Source organism: Enterobacter sp. ECC-219 (genome assembly GCF_043966805.1).
GTDB lineage: Bacteria > Pseudomonadota > Gammaproteobacteria > Enterobacterales > Enterobacteriaceae > Enterobacter > Enterobacter cloacae_N.
The window spans coordinates 1496879-1512144 of record NZ_CP143680.1 but is presented as its reverse complement, the minus strand read 5'-3'; the positions used below and the strand labels follow the sequence as shown (position 1 = coordinate 1512144).

At 55.5% G+C, this 15266-nt stretch carries 13 protein-coding genes; 5 read left to right on the top strand and 8 right to left on the bottom strand.

Annotated elements, in window-relative coordinates; genetic code table 11:
* Positions 1 to 2: 2 nt before the first annotated feature.
* The 4 genes from V1603_RS07065 to V1603_RS07050 all read right to left on the bottom strand — a co-directional run bounded on the left by V1603_RS07065 (position 3) and on the right by V1603_RS07050 (position 3552).
* Positions 3 to 1250, bottom strand: coding sequence for a polysaccharide deacetylase family protein (locus V1603_RS07065; protein ID WP_116342560.1), 1248 nt, complete (start codon positions 1248 to 1250; stop codon positions 3 to 5).
* A 63-nt stretch (positions 1251 to 1313) separates the two neighbouring features.
* The gene (locus tag V1603_RS07060) at positions 1314 to 1754 is read right to left on the bottom strand and encodes a PTS sugar transporter subunit IIA (RefSeq protein ID WP_116342558.1); all 441 of its coding nucleotides are present in this window, start codon (positions 1752 to 1754) and stop codon (positions 1314 to 1316) included.
* Between the two features lie 104 nt (positions 1755 to 1858).
* Positions 1859 to 2629 carry an ABC transporter permease gene (locus V1603_RS07055; protein ID WP_023334536.1) on the bottom strand — a complete coding sequence of 257 codons (771 nt, stop codon included), beginning with the start codon at positions 2627 to 2629 and terminating at the stop codon, positions 1859 to 1861.
* On the bottom strand, positions 2626 to 3552 hold the full coding sequence (locus V1603_RS07050; protein WP_116342556.1) for an ABC transporter ATP-binding protein: 927 nt from the start codon (positions 3550 to 3552) through the stop codon (positions 2626 to 2628). Before V1603_RS07050 ends, V1603_RS07055 begins: the two co-directional genes overlap by 4 nt.
* Before the next feature lie 107 nt (positions 3553 to 3659).
* Here V1603_RS07050 and can point away from each other — a divergent pair, with 107 nt between their 5' ends.
* Positions 3660 to 4322, top strand: coding sequence for a carbonate dehydratase (can, locus tag V1603_RS07045; protein ID WP_014882586.1), 663 nt, complete (start codon positions 3660 to 3662; stop codon positions 4320 to 4322).
* Positions 4323 to 4387: 65 nt separating this feature from the next.
* On the opposite strand, the gene hpt is transcribed toward can, so the two are convergent.
* Positions 4388 to 4924, bottom strand: coding sequence for a hypoxanthine phosphoribosyltransferase (gene hpt / locus V1603_RS07040; RefSeq protein WP_014882585.1), 537 nt, complete (start codon positions 4922 to 4924; stop codon positions 4388 to 4390).
* Between the two features lie 208 nt (positions 4925 to 5132).
* On the opposite strand from hpt, the gene V1603_RS07035 reads away from it, so the two are divergent.
* Positions 5133 to 7523, top strand: a complete 2391-nt coding sequence (locus V1603_RS07035; protein WP_116342554.1) for a glucose/quinate/shikimate family membrane-bound PQQ-dependent dehydrogenase — start codon at positions 5133 to 5135, stop codon at positions 7521 to 7523.
* 84 nt (positions 7524 to 7607) lie between these two features.
* Here the strand turns inward: V1603_RS07035 and cueO are convergent, their stop codons facing one another.
* The gene (gene cueO / locus V1603_RS07030; RefSeq protein ID WP_395313689.1) at positions 7608 to 9176 is read right to left on the bottom strand and encodes a multicopper oxidase CueO; all 1569 of its coding nucleotides are present in this window, start codon (positions 9174 to 9176) and stop codon (positions 7608 to 7610) included.
* Positions 9177 to 9321: 145 nt separating this feature from the next.
* On the opposite strand from cueO, the gene V1603_RS07025 reads away from it, so the two are divergent.
* The 3 genes from V1603_RS07025 (at position 9322) to speD (ending at position 11449) form a co-directional block, all read left to right on the top strand.
* On the top strand, positions 9322 to 9669 hold the full coding sequence (locus V1603_RS07025; protein WP_069598938.1) for a YacC family pilotin-like protein: 348 nt from the start codon (positions 9322 to 9324) through the stop codon (positions 9667 to 9669).
* A gap of 115 nt (positions 9670 to 9784) precedes the next feature.
* Complete coding sequence (gene speE / locus V1603_RS07020) at positions 9785 to 10654, top strand: polyamine aminopropyltransferase (RefSeq protein ID WP_028015536.1); 870 nt, start codon at positions 9785 to 9787, stop codon at positions 10652 to 10654.
* Positions 10655 to 11449, top strand: coding sequence for an adenosylmethionine decarboxylase (gene speD, locus V1603_RS07015; protein ID WP_013095609.1), 795 nt, complete (start codon positions 10655 to 10657; stop codon positions 11447 to 11449).
* A 30-nt stretch (positions 11450 to 11479) separates the two neighbouring features.
* Here the strand turns inward: speD and yacL are convergent, their stop codons facing one another.
* A complete protein-coding gene (yacL, locus tag V1603_RS07010) occupies positions 11480 to 11842 on the bottom strand; it encodes a protein YacL (protein ID WP_116342548.1) in 363 nt (120 codons plus the stop codon).
* Between the two features lie 190 nt (positions 11843 to 12032).
* Positions 12033 to 14630 (bottom strand): bifunctional aconitate hydratase 2/2-methylisocitrate dehydratase, encoded by a 2598-nt coding sequence (gene acnB / locus V1603_RS07005; protein ID WP_395313688.1) that lies wholly within the window; start codon positions 14628 to 14630, stop codon positions 12033 to 12035.
* Between the last annotated feature and the right edge of the window lie 636 nt (positions 14631 to 15266).

Here is a 15266-nt window from a genome sequence, read left to right as displayed (position 1 = left end):
CGTTACCCCTGCGGCTGATTGCTGATCAGCCGCGACATGGTCTCCAGAGAATCCGTTCTTAATATATACAAACGCTTCAGTAAGAACGGATTATCCCCCGGCTTCACCTTCCCTTTCACTGTGGTCACCGCAAGATGAAAACCGGCGTCGTTCGCCGCCTTGATCGCTTTATTGTCGTAGCCACCAAACGGATAGGAAAGGTACAGCACGCGCGGATTAAACTGCGACAGCGCGCGACGAGAACGTTCAAAATCAAACAGGATCACGTGATAGCTGCGACTCAGCAAGATCGGGTGTTTATACCCGTCGACGCGATGCAGGAAGTGAGTATGAGACTGAATGTCGAACACGTCCTGAATGCCCTTAATTTCCTGAACGCTCATAAACTGCAGCGATTTCGGGTCCCACTTCTGCGGATGGCCTTTAATTCGTGAGGAAATGATAAACGCCGTCGCGTTGAAGCCATATTGTTTCAGAACCGGATACGCGTAGCGGCTCACCGACTTCAGGCCGTCGTCAAAGGTAATCACCACCGCCTTTGCTGGCAGGTTCATCCTGTTACGCACGTAGCCTTCCAGCTGGTACATCGTCAGCGTGGTGTACCCCTGGTCGCGAAGCCAGGTCATCTGGTTGCTGAACGCGCGTACGCTGGTGGTCGTGGAAGTATGACGAAAACGGGTGTTCTCCTCATCTCGCAGAATATGGTGGTAGGTCAGAACCGGAATGCCGTTATCTTCCTGCGCATCCAGGCTGCTGATCCACGCCAGACGATTGCCAATGCGGATCTGAAACCAGGTCTGATTCAGACGGTCTTTAAGTTTGTTCAGAATGGGATAACGCAGGTTGGCGCTAAGGGTGCCAAAAGGCGCACTCCCGCTGCTGGGCGCGTTATAGACGGGCGTATCTTTCCAGGTGATGAGGTTCTGGTTACTGAGCGGCTTGTTCAGATCGCCCAGGCTGTCCTCAACGCGCTGTTTGCCCTGCACTTTCTCAAGGTGATCTTTATCGATAAACCCCGTGCCGAATCCGAAGCGAAATTCATAATAATCCGCCGCAGCGGGAAAGACCGCGAGGATCTGCCCGGCGCGAATATTGCCTACGTTAACCACCTCGTTCCCCACCTGGGCCCAGATGGCCGCATCCTCAGTGGTTTGCATATATTGAGCAGGAAGCCCTTGCTGGCTTATCAGGCTGGCAGACGCCCCGCCGGAAACCAGCAGCAAAAGGAGAAAGATAACGCGCATGAACATAGGATATTAATCGACACAGGAAATCAGTCGCCATTGTAGCAAAAGCGACATCAATACCAATGTTTAATGCTTATACAGATCGTGAAGCAGAACGAAAGGCGGGTTCTTCTGCTGCTGGTGCCACAGGCTGCTCACTTCCGGCAGCCCCTCTGCCACGATGGCGTGACGAAACTCGGCGCTGCTTAATGAGGCACGAAGCGGATACACGGTTTCGAGTAAAGGCAGGCTGATACCGGAGATCACTTCACAGTTATCATGCTTGTGGCTCAGTAACGCCGCGGCCCGGTAAGGCGCGGCCCCGGATTTATCGGTAAGAAAAATGACCCCATCACCGGTGTCCGTTTCATGCAGGGCATCGCACATCATCCGGCTGAGCATGTTGGTGCTCAACCCGCGCCAGTAATTTACCGCCCGGCATTGCGCCAGCGGGCCAAATCTGGCCTCAAGCTTGTCCAGCATTTCCTGCGCCTGTTCATCGTGGCAGGTAATAACCCATCCCAGCATAACTCTCTCCTTAGCAGGCAAGTAGTTTAGCGAAGTGAAGGTTTGCTTACGGTGATAACTGTCAAAGAAAGTGCCCGGCAACCAGAACGTCGCCGGGCAGGAGGCTAACTGCGCAGACCGCGCCCACGCTGGATCAGATACCAGCACAGCAGGTAGAAGGCGATGATGAACACCACCAGCACCGCCACCGTGGTAAACAGCGGCACATCGGTAATGCCGAGGAAGCCAAAGCGGAAACCGCTGATCATGTAGACAATCGGGTTCAGGTGCGACAGTGCCTGCCAGAACGGTGGCAGCAGCGTCAGGGAGTAGAACACCCCGCCGAGATAGGTCAGCGGCGTCAGCACGAAGGTCGGGATCAGGCTGATGTCGTCAAACGTTTTGGCGAATACCGCGTTCAGCAGACCGGCCAGCGAAAACAGGATCGCCGTCAGGAGCAGCGTGAGCGCGACAAACAGCCACGAGTGCACCTGGAACGGGACGAAGAACAGCGAAATCGCCGTGACCAGGATCCCTACGCACAGCCCGCGCGCCACGCCGCCACCCACGTAACCGGCGATGATGACGTGCGTCGGCACCGGTGCCACCAGCAGTTCTTCAATGTTGCGCTGGAATTTGGCGCTAAAGAACGACGACGCCACGTTGGCGTAGGCGTTGGTGATCACCGCCATCATGATCAGACCCGGCACGATAAACTGCATGTAGGTAAAGCCGTGCATTTCACCAATGCGGGAGCCAATCAGGTTACCAAAGATAATGAAATAGAGCGTCATAGTGATGACCGGCGGCACCAGGGTTTGCACCCAGATACGCATAAAGCGGTTAATCTCTTTCGCCCAGATGCTCTTCAGCGCGACCCAGTAAAGATGCGTCATGCCTTGTCTCCTTGTTTATCCTGCACCAGAGAGACAAACAGCTCTTCCAGTCGGTTCGCTTTATTACGCATACTTAATACCTGAATCCCCTGCGCGCTCAGCTGCGAGAACACGCTGTTGATCCCCTGCTCGCGCAGCACTTCCACTTCCAGCGTCGAGGTATCTACCAGGCGATACTGGTACCCTTCAAGCTTCGGTAGCGGGCTTTTTGCCGCCAGATCGAGAATAAAGGTTTCTGATTTCAGCTTGGAGAGCAGATCCTTCATCGAGGTGTTTTCCACCAGCTCGCCGTGCTGAATGATGCCGATGTTGCGGCACAGCATTTCAGCCTCTTCCAGATAGTGGGTGGTCAGAATGATGGTAGTGCCCTTGTCGTTGAGATCTTTCAGGAAGCCCCACATGGAACGACGAAGTTCGATATCGACACCCGCAGTCGGTTCATCGAGGATCAGCAGCTTTGGCTCGTGCATCAGCGCACGGGCAATCATCAGGCGGCGCTTCATCCCGCCGGACAACATCCGCGCACGCTCGTTACGTTTTTCCCAGAGATCGAGCTGCCTGAGGTATTTTTCGCTGCGCTCCAGCGCCTCTTTACGCTCAACGCCGTAATAACCCGCCTGGTTAACGACAATCTGCTGCACCGTCTCAAACGGGTTGAAGTTAAACTCCTGCGGTACCAGCCCCAGCTGACGCTTGGCGTTGACCACATCTTTTTGCAGATCGTATCCGAACACGCTGACGCGGCCGGAGGATTTGTTCACCAGCGAACTGATGATCCCGATGGTGGTGGATTTCCCCGCCCCGTTCGGCCCCAGAAGCGCGTAAAAATCACCGGCCTCTACTTTTAGATCTATCCCGCGTAGCGCCTGAACGCCACCCGGATAGGTTTTTTTAAGCTGCTCAAGCTCCAGTGCAATTGCCATGAATTTAACTTACCTTCAGTTCTTACACACGTTGTGTGGTTTCATTAAAAGTCGGGTTACCCTATAGTAGCGCAACGCAATTACTTGGTTACAGGTCGCTAACCTCCATGAACGACATAGATACACTCATTAGCAACAATGCACTATGGTCAAAAATGCTGGTGGAGGAAGACCCCGGATTTTTTGGAAAACTGGCGCAAGCCCAAAACCCGCGCTTTCTCTGGATTGGCTGTTCCGACAGCCGCGTACCTGCGGAACGCCTGACCGGCCTTGAGCCCGGCGAACTGTTTGTTCACCGCAACGTCGCCAACCTGGTGATTCATACCGATCTCAACTGTCTTTCCGTGGTTCAGTATGCCGTTGACGTTCTGGAAGTCGAGCACATCATTATTTGCGGCCACTACGGCTGCGGCGGCGTGCAGGCGGCGGTTGAAAATCCGGAACTGGGGTTGATTGATAACTGGCTGCTGCACATCCGCGATATCTGGTTCAAACATAGTTCACTGCTCGGCGAAATGCCGCAGGAGCGACGCATGGACACCCTGTGCGAGCTCAACGTGATGGAGCAGGTATATAACCTTGGGCATTCGACCATCATGCAGTCGGCGTGGAAACGCGGGCAGAAGGTTTCAATCCACGGCTGGGCGTACGGTATTCACGATGGCCTGCTGCGCAATCTGGAAGTCACCGCCACTAACCGCGAAACGCTGGAGCAGCGTTACCGTTCTGGGATTGCCAACCTCAAGCTTAAGCATGTGAACCATAAATAAACAAAGCCGGGGGTTTTCACCCTCTCCCCGTGGGAGAGGGCTGGGATGAGGGCATCAGCCCGCTATTACTCGTCCAGCAATACCACTTTCCCGACATACGGCAGATGACGATAACGCTGCGCGTAGTCAATGCCGTAACCGACGACGAATTCGTCCGGAATCGAGAAACCGACAAACTCCACCGGCACCTGCACTTCACGGCGGTCAGGTTTATCCAGCAGAGTACAAATCGCCAGAGATTTTGGCTCACGCAGACTCAGGATCTCGCGCACTTTTGACAGCGTGTTGCCGGAGTCAATAATGTCTTCAACGATCAACACATCTTTGCCACGAATATCTTCATCCAGATCTTTCAGGATTTTCACATCACGGGTTGTGGACATGCCGCTGCCGTAGCTGGAGGCGGTCATAAAATCGACCTCGTGCGGCACCTGCACTTCACGGCACAGGTCTGCCATGAACATGAAAGAGCCACGCAACAGGCCCACCAGCACCATTTCGCTGCCGCTGTCCTTGTAATGTTCGGTGATTTGACGACCCAGTTCGGCGATACGCGCTTTGATCTCGGCTTCCGGGATCATCACTTCAACAGTATGTTTCATATTACTAACCATATGATTTTAATGAAAATCTCTCAATGCAGGTGAATGTATTTCCGGCATCGATACGCAAGCCAGCCATTATACCAGCAAATGGATAACCCTGGCGCATGAGTTATAAAAAGCAAATATTGTGATTCCGATCACACTTGTTAATACCTATAATTAGTTGCTAGCAAATTATTAACAAAAACTGACGAGTACACTTTCTATGGCTGAAACAAACTCTAAACAGCCGCGTCTACTGGTGACACTAACAGCGCTATTCGCCGCCTTCTGCGGCCTGTACCTGTTAATCGGTGGCGTCTGGCTGGTCGCGATCGGCGGCTCCTGGTACTACCCGATTGCGGGCCTGGTTATGCTTGGCGTAACCGTCCTGCTCTGGCGTAGAAAACAATCCGCACTGTGGCTCTATGCCGCACTGCTCCTCGCCACGATGATCTGGGGCGTCTGGGAAGTTGGCTTCGACTTCTGGGCGCTGACCCCGCGCAGCGACATCCTGGTCTTCTTCGGTATCTGGCTGATCCTGCCGTTTGTCTGGCGTCGTCTGATTGTCCCTTCCAGCGGTGCCGTTGCGGCGCTGGTGGTAGCGCTGTTAATCAGCGGCGGCATCCTGACATGGGCAGGTTTTAACGACCCACAGGAGATCAACGGCACGCTGAACGCGGAATCCACGCCTGCGGCAGCTATCTCTCAGGTGGCGGACGGCGACTGGCCGGCCTATGGTCGTAACCAGGAAGGTCAACGCTACTCCCCGCTGAAGCAGATCAACGCGGACAACGTTAAAAACCTGAAGGAAGCCTGGGTATTCCGTACCGGCGACCTGAAGATGCCAAACGATCCGGGCGAGCTGACCAATGAAGTGACCCCGATTAAAGTGGGCAACATGCTCTACCTGTGTACGGCGCACCAGCGTCTGTTTGCGCTCGACGCGGCCACCGGTAAAGAGAAATGGCACTTCGATCCGCAGCTGAACTCCAACCCGTCCTTCCAGCATGTCACCTGCCGTGGCGTTTCTTACCACGAAGCGCGTGCCGATAACGCCAGCCCGGAAGTGATTGCCGACTGCCCGCGCCGCATTATGCTGCCGGTGAACGATGGCCGTCTGTTCGCCATCAACGCAGAAACGGGCAAGCTGTGTGAAACCTTTGCCAACAAAGGCATCCTGAATCTGCAGACCAACATGCCGGACACCACGCCGGGTCTGTATGAGCCAACCTCGCCGCCAATCATCACCGATAAAACCATCGTGATTGCCGGTTCGGTAACGGATAACTTCTCCACGCGTGAAACCTCCGGCGTTATCCGCGGTTTCGACGTGAACACCGGTAAACTGCTGTGGGCCTTCGACCCGGGCGCGAAAGATCCAAACGCGATCCCGTCGGACGAGCACACCTTTACCTTCAACTCGCCAAACTCCTGGGCGCCAGCCGCGTATGACGCGAAGCTGGACCTGGTCTATCTGCCAATGGGCGTGACCACGCCGGATATCTGGGGCGGTAACCGTACGCCGGAGCAGGAACGTTATGCGAGCGCTATCGTGGCGCTGAACGCGACCACCGGTAAGCTGGCGTGGAGCTACCAGACCGTTCACCACGATCTGTGGGATATGGATATGCCGTCCCAGCCGACGCTGGCCGACATTACCGTAAACGGCAAAACCGTGCCGGTCATTTACGCTCCGGCCAAGACGGGCAACATCTTCGTCCTGGATCGCAGCAACGGTAAGCTGGTTGTGCCGGCACCGGAAAAACCGGTTCCACAGGGTGCCGCAAAAGGCGACTACGTCAGCAAAACCCAGCCGTTCTCTGACCTGAGCTTCCGTCCGAAGAAAGACCTCAGCGGTGCAGACATGTGGGGTGCCACCATGTTTGACCAGCTGGTGTGCCGCGTGATGTTCCATCAGCTGCGCTATGAAGGCATCTTCACGCCGCCGTCTGAGCAGGGCACGCTGGTCTTCCCGGGTAACCTGGGGATGTTCGAGTGGGGCGGTATCTCCGTTGACCCGAACCGTCAGGTGGCGATTGCCAACCCAATGGCGCTGCCGTTCGTTTCTCGTCTGATCCCACGCGGTCCGGGCAATCCGATGGAGCAGCCGAAAGACGCGAAAGGCAGCGGTACCGAAGCCGGTATTCAGCCGCAGTATGGCGTGCCGTTTGGCGTGACCCTGAACCCGTTCCTGTCTCCGTTTGGTCTGCCGTGTAAACAGCCGGCCTGGGGTTACATCTCCGGTCTGGATCTGAAAACCAACCAGATCGTCTGGAAAAAACGTATTGGTACGCCACAGGACAGCATGCCGTTCCCGATGCCGGTTCCGGTGCCGTTCAATATGGGTATGCCAATGCTGGGTGGCCCTATCTCCACCGCCGGTAACGTGCTGTTCATCGCGGCAACCGCAGATAACTATCTGCGCGCGTACAACATGACCAACGGTGAAAAACTGTGGCAGGGCCGTCTGCCGGCCGGTGGGCAGGCTACGCCGATGACCTATGAAGTGAATGGCAAGCAGTACGTTGTCATCTCTGCGGGTGGTCACGGCTCGTTTGGCACGAAGATGGGCGATTATATTGTCGCGTACGCATTGCCGGACGAAGGCAAATAAAAGCAAAACGGCAACTTCGGTTGCCGTTTTTGTGTTTGTTCCCTCTCCCCGTGGGAGAGGGTGAGGGCATCAGGCCGCTCTGCTTTAAACCGTGAACCCCAGCATCATCCCCGTATCTTCGTGCTCCAGCAGATGACAGTGGGCCATATAGGCAAATTCTTTAGGCGCGTCGTGGTCAAACTTCACCAGCACCTCGCTGACGCCGCCTTCTACTCTCACCGTATCTTTCCAGCCTGCGCGATGCGCATCCGGCGCTTTGCCGTTCTCAGAAAGAATGCGGAACTGGGTACCGTGGATGTGGAACGGGTGCAGCATCATGTCGCCTTCGCCTGAAATCACCCAGCGCTCAAACTGACCTTTAGTGGCAGCAAACATCGGCGCGTTCATGTCGAACGCTTTGCCGTTGATCGTGTTGGCGTTGTGGAAATCGAACCCGTGACCACCGTGATCCATGTTCCCCATGCCGCCCATTTTGCCGTGATCCATATTCATATGGCCCATCATCTGCCCGTGGTGCATCCCCGCCATCGCCTGATTGCCATACTTCTTCATCAGCGCCTGCATGCCCATCATGTCCAGCATCGGATCCATGGAAAGCTGAAGCTTGCGCTGCGTAAGGCCATCCAACGACGGGAGAGCAGGCAGCGTGGCTAAGGTGTCCGGCAGCGTACCAGAGGCCGTGACCTGTAGCGGCTGAATGCGCAGCACCGGATGCGGTTTATCAAACGGCGCAACCGCCATCCCCATCTGGCTGACCGGCAGCGTTACCAGGTCGAACGGCTTGCCGTTGCTGATGTCCACCAGCACTTCGAAGCGTTCGCCCATGAGCATCGGCAGCTCGCTCACCTTCACCGGCTCCGGCAGCAGGCCGCCGTCGCTCGCCACGACATACAGCGGGCGCTTATCGCTGGCAGCAAAATTCAGCGAACGCGCGTTACAGCCGTTAAGCAGACGTAAACGCAGCCAGCCTTTCGGCGCGGCATGCTGCGGATAGATCGCGCCGTTGGCCAGCAGCGTATCGCCGAACCAGCCGACCGCCGCGCTCATCACGTCCAGCTGATAGTCAATCTGGCCGTCCGCGGTGAATTTTTTGTCCTGCACAATCACCGGCACGTCGTCGATGCCCCACTGTTTCGGCAGACGCAGCAGGCGGCTATCGTCGTCTTCAATCAGCACCAGCCCCGCCAGCCCCATCGCTACCTGATGGCCCGTTTTTCCATGCTGATGCGGGTGGAACCAGCAGGTCGCCGCGCGCTGGTCAGGCGTAAAGGTGACGCTACGTTTGCCACCGGCCTTGATAATCCCCTGCGGTCCACCGTCTACTTCGCCCGGGACTTCGAGCCCGTGCCAGTGCAGAGTGGTCTCTTCAGCGAGCGTGTTGTGGATATCCACCGTCACCGCCTTCCCTTTACGTAACTGAAGCGCCGGACCGAGCAAATTGCCGTTATAGCCCCACGTCTTGGCGTTGTTCTCGCCGAACGTCGTTTTACCGGCCTGAACAACAAGCTGGATACGGCTGCGGGCGTCTGCGGTCAGTAAGTCAGGGATGGGTAAGGCAGGCCTTTCAGCCGCAAAAACCGCGCGGCTCCAGAGTGGTAATGCGCTGGCAGCCCCCAGCACAGCGGAATATTTTAAAAAATCACGACGTTGCATGTTCATTTCCTTATTTCCAGCAGGCGATCTTTTGAGCATAAACCCTCCCCTTACCGGAAGGTCAAGTAAAGCGGCAATAATAAAGATCGTCGCACTGGCATCAAGTATGCTAACGTTAATTTTCCGTGAAGAAGTGGTAGAAGCAATGAAGACGTTTTTCAGGACAATTTTGTTCGGAAGCCTGATGGCAATGTGTGCGAACAGCTATGCGCTCAGTGAAAATGAAGCGGAAGATATGGCCGATTTAACGGCGGTTTTTGTATTCCTGAAAAATGATTGTGGCTACCAGAATTTACCCAACGGGCAAATTCGCCGCGCGCTGGTCTTTTTCGCCCAGCAAAACCAGTGGGATCTCAGCAACTACGACAGCTTTGACATGAAGACGCTCGGTGAAGACAGCTACCGCGACTTGAGCGGTATTGGCATTCCCACGGCTAAAAAATGCAAAGCGCTGGCTCGCGATTCGCTCAGCCTGCTCGCCTACGTGAAATAACCTTCCCAACGCCCCCTGTTGAACCTATAACCGTGCAACCACGGTTATAGTTAGCTATCATGTTTCGCTCATTTTTTATGAGCGTTACGGAAGTTAACAAAGGAGGAGTCCGCGTATGGCCGACCACACGTTGTGGCATGAAACACTGCATGACCAGTTTGGTCAGTACTTTGCCGTTGATAACGTGCTCTATCATGAGAAAACCGATCACCAGGATCTCATCATTTTCGAAAATGCCGCCTTTGGCCGCGTGATGGCGCTGGACGGCGTTGTGCAAACGACCGAGCGCGACGAGTTTATCTATCATGAAATGATGACCCACGTTCCGCTGCTGGCCCACGGTCACGCGAAGCATGTCCTGATTATCGGCGGCGGCGACGGCGCAATGCTGCGCGAGGTTTCCCGTCATCGGTCCATTGAAACCATCACCATGGTGGAGATCGATGCGGGCGTGGTCTCGTTCTGCCGTCAGTATCTGCCCAACCACAATGCCGGCAGCTATGACGACCCGCGTTTTAATCTGGTCATTGACGACGGCGTTAACTTCGTTAACCAGACCACGCAGACCTTCGACGTCATTATCTCCGACTGTACCGACCCCATCGGCCCCGGCGCGTCGCTGTTTACCTCCTCGTTCTACGAAGGCTGCAAGCGCTGCCTGAACCCTGGCGGTATCTTCGTCGCGCAAAATGGCGTCTGCTTCCTGCAGCAGGATGAAGCCCTCGACAGCCATCGTAAGCTGAGCACCTATTTCGGCGACGTCAGCTTCTATCAGGCGGCCATTCCGACGTACTACGGCGGGATCATGACCTTTGCCTGGGCGACGGATAACGACGTGCTGCGCCATCTCTCCACCGAAATTATTCAGGCCCGCTTCCATCAGGCCGGTCTCACGTGTCGGTACTACAACCCGGCCATTCATACCGCAGCGTTTGCTCTGCCGCAGTACCTGCAAGACGCATTATCCACTAAGGGGGTGAGCTAATTGAAAAAGCTTAAACTGCATGGCTTTAACAACCTGACCAAAAGCCTGAGTTTTTGTATTTACGATATCTGCTATGCCAAAACAGCGGAAGAACGCGATGGTTACATCGCCTATATCGACGAACTCTACAACGCCAACCGTCTGACCGAGATCCTGTCAGAAACCTGCTCGATCATCGGTGCGAACATCCTGAACATCGCCCGACAGGATTATGAACCTCAGGGTGCCAGCGTGACCATTCTGGTCAGCGAAGAGCCGGTCGACCCAAAGCTTATCGACAAAACTGAACACCCGGGCCCGCTGCCGGAAGTGGTCGTCGCCCATCTGGACAAAAGCCATATCTGCGTGCACACCTACCCGGAAAGCCACCCGGAAGGCGGGCTGTGCACGTTCCGCGCGGATATTGAGGTGTCGACCTGCGGCGTGATTTCCCCGCTGAACGCGCTGAACTATTTAATCCACCAGCTGGAATCGGACATCGTCACGATTGATTATCGCGTGCGCGGTTTCACCCGCGATATCAACGGCATGAAGCACTTCATCGACCACGAGATCAACTCCATTCAGAACTTTATGTCCGAGGACATGAAATCGCTGTACGACATGATGGACGTGAACGTGTATCAGGAAAACATCTTCCATACCAAAATGTTGCTTAAAGAGTTCGACCTTAAGCACTACATGTTCCACACAAAGCCGGAAGATTTAAGCGAAGAAGAGCGCAAGGTCATCACCGACCTGCTCTGGAAAGAGATGCGCGAAATCTACTACGGCCGCAATATTCCGGCCGTGTAAGTGTTGCCCGGAGCAGGGATGCTTCGGGAGTTACTTCTGTTTCATGAACTCACGGTAGGCATTCACGACCTGCAGGAAGTCTTCCACGCCGCACAGCGACAGGCTCTCTTCGTCGTAGTAGCTCATCCCCTCTTCCATCTCGTCACCTGAAAACTCGAGCTGGTTAGCGCGCACCATCACCTCTTCGCCATCCATCCACAGCGTGTATTCATGTCCGGCGCGTTGCCAGGAGCGTTCACTGCCTTTTACCGTCTTCGCCGCCTGTTCGACTTCATCCAGCAGCGCGAGGTTCTCTTTCACCTCTTCGTTAAACCAGTGTCCAACGGCTTCGTGCCCCATCGACATACGCACTTTCACCACGCCGGTGATGTCGCGCAGAAATTCGTAATCCATAGCATTTTCCTCTGCAAAGCCATTAGGGTAATTATCGCAGCAGAGAGGAAGAAAAAAAGCGGGAGAGGTGGGAGGAATGAAAATAAAAAGGTGAGAGCAAGATCCTGCGGCCTGATGCCCTCACCCCGTCCCTCTCCCACGGGAGAGGGTGCAAACACTAAAAACCGTCTCATAGAGACGGTTTTGCTGTTTATACTGCCGTCTGGAAGATAACCCCGTCGGCCTTCTCGGTGTACTGAGAGAGCTGGTCGAAGTTCAGATAGCGGTAGGTATCCACCGCCGTCTTATCCACCTGAGCCACGAAGGTCTGGTACTCTTCCGGCGTTGGCAGTTTGCCAATCAGCGCCGCAACCGCCGCCAGCTCCGCAGAGGCCAGGTAGACGTTCGCACCGGTACCTAAACGGTTCGGGAAGTTACGGGTTGAGGTGGAGACCACCGTCGCACCGTCGGCCACGCGCGCCTGGTTACCCATACACAGGGAACAGCCAGGGATTTCGATACGCGCGCCGCTCTTACCAAACACGCTGTAGTAGCCCTCTTCGGTCAGCTGCGCCGCATCCATACGGGTTGGCGGAGCCACCCACAGACGGGTCGGCAACTGGCCTTTGTGGGTATCCAGCAGCTTACCGGCAGCACGGAAGTGGCCGATGTTGGTCATGCAGGAGCCGATGAACACTTCGTCGATCTTCTCGCCCTGAACCTCAGACAGCGGACGTGCGTCGTCCGGATCGTTCGGTGCACACAGGATTGGCTCTTTGATATCCGCCAGATCGATGTCGATCACCGCCGCGTATTCTGCGTCAGCGTCGGCTTCCAGCAGCTGCGGATCCGCCAGCCATTTTTCCATGCCCTGAATACGACGCTCCAGCGTACGACGGTCGCCGTAGCCTTCCGCAATCATCCACTTCAGCAGCACGATGTTGGAGGTCAGATACTCAACGATCGGCTCTTTGTTCAGCTTGATGGTACAACCCGCCGCAGAACGCTCTGCGGAGGCATCGGTCAGCTCGAACGCCTGCTCCACTTTCAGATCCGGCAGACCTTCAATTTCCAGGATACGGCCGGAGAAGATGTTTTTCTTCCCTTTCTTCTCAACGGTCAGCAGGCCCTGTTTAATCGCATACAGCGGGATCGCGTGAACCAGGTCGCGCAGGGTGATGCCCGGCTGCATTTTACCTTTGAAGCGCACCAGCACCGACTCAGGCATGTCCAGCGGCATTACGCCGGTCGCCGCAGCAAACGCCACCAGACCGGAGCCCGCCGGGAAGGAGATACCGATTGGGAAACGGGTGTGGGAGTCACCGCCGGTACCGACGGTATCCGGCAGAAGCATGCGGTTCAGCCAGGAGTGAATCACGCCGTCACCCGGACGCAGAGAAACGCCGCCGCGGTTCATGATGAAGTCAGGCAGCGTGTGGTGCGTGGTTACGTCAACCGGCTTCGGATAGGCCGCCGTGTGGCAGAATGACTGCATTACCAGGTCAGACGAGAAGCCCAGGCACGCCAGGTCTTTCAGTTCATCACGGGTCATTGGGCCCGTGGTGTCCTGAGAGCCCACGGAGGTCATCTTCGGCTCGCAGTACGCGCCAGGACGGATACCGGCAACGCCGCACGCGCGACCCACCATTTTCTGTGCCAGCGAGAAGCCGCGGTTGCTTTCCGCAACGTCTTTCGCGTGGCGGAAAACGTCCGAGTGCGGCAGACCCAGCGCTTCACGCGCTTTGGTGGTCAGGCCACGACCAATGATCAGCGGGATACGGCCACCGGCGCGCACTTCGTCGATCAGCACGTCAGTTTTCAGCTCGAAGCTTGCCAGCAGCTCGTTGGTATCGTGGTTACGCACTTCGCCTTTGAACGGATAGACGTCAATCACGTCGCCCATGTTCAGGTTGCTCACATCCACTTCGATCGGCAGTGCGCCCGCATCTTCCATGGTGTTGAAGAAGATTGGCGCAATTTTGCCGCCGAGGCACAGGCCGCCGCCGCGCTTGTTTGGCACGTGCGGAATGTCGTCGCCCATGAACCACAGCACGGAGTTGGTGGCGGACTTACGGGAAGAGCCGGTACCGACAACGTCACCGACATAGGCCAGCGGGAAACCTTTCTTCTGAAGCGCTTCGATCTGTTTGATCGGCCCAACAACGCCTGGCTGATCCGGCTCAATGCCTTCACGGGCGTTTTTCAGCATCGCCAGGGCGTGCAGAGGAATATCCGGGCGAGACCACGCGTCCGGCGCCGGAGAGAGGTCATCGGTGTTGGTTTCACCGGTCACTTTAAAGACGGTCACGGTGATTTTTTCAGCGAGCGCTGGACGGTTCAGGAACCATTCGGCATCAGCCCAGGACTGCATCACCTGCTTCGCATAGATGTTGCCCGCTTTGGCTTTTTCTTCCACATCGTAGAAGTTATCGAACATCAGCAGCGTGGAAGAGAGCGCTTTAGCGGCAATCGGTGCCAGCTTGTCGTTATCCAGCGCGTCAATCAGCGGATGAATGTTGTAACCACCCTGCATGGTGCCGAGCAGTTCAATGGCTTTTTCAGGAGTAACCAGTGGGGAGGTGGCTTCGCCTTTGGCGATAGCAGCAAGGAATCCGGCTTTTACGTAGGCAGCTTCATCTACGCCAGGCGGTACGCGGTTGATCAGCAGATCTAACAGGAATTCTTCTTCGCCCTCAGGCGGGTTCTTCAGCAGCTCGACGAGCGCGGCCATTTGGGTTGCATCTAAAGGTTTGGGTACAATTCCCTCGGCGGCACGTTCTGCTACGTGCTTACGGTATTCTTCTAGCACGACGGTTCTCCTCGCTCTCATTGTCATATGCGGCGGGCGTTCTCTTCACGCTCCTGTGAGACAGCAGTTTGTAGGGTAAATGCCCGATACCGCGTCGGGCAGCATAGCAGGATTTCTGCACAGTGTTAATCCGTTTACAAAAAAGCAACATTAAAAAATTTGCTGAATCGTTAAGCATGGTGTAGCGGGGAGTCGAGATGAATTTTGGGTACAAAAAAACCGCCTGGTAGCGGTTATTTTGTTGCCTTGCGGTGGTAGCACACCGGGCTGGCAGATTTGCGGCAATGCACTCGGCATGAATAATGTTCCTGAGTATGCAGATCCGCAAGCACATATTTTATGTTTACGAGCTGCCATCCAGTTTCGAATGAAAAAGGATGAAACTGCATTTCACCTATTTTCAGTCCATTTCGGCTGTAATACTGTTGCCCCCGGCCTGCTTCGCTGGTGTAGCAACCAGTCACCGGGCCATGAACTAGCTGCTGGCCGCTCGCAAGAGCGGCCTTCTGAATTCCCTCCGGTTTTTCCCGCATCGCATATAATTGCGTAATAAATACTCACACTCTTTATCCGGACACACCGAACGCTTCCCAATAAAAGTCAAAAAAGTAAAAGACGTGTAATTGATACTCACGC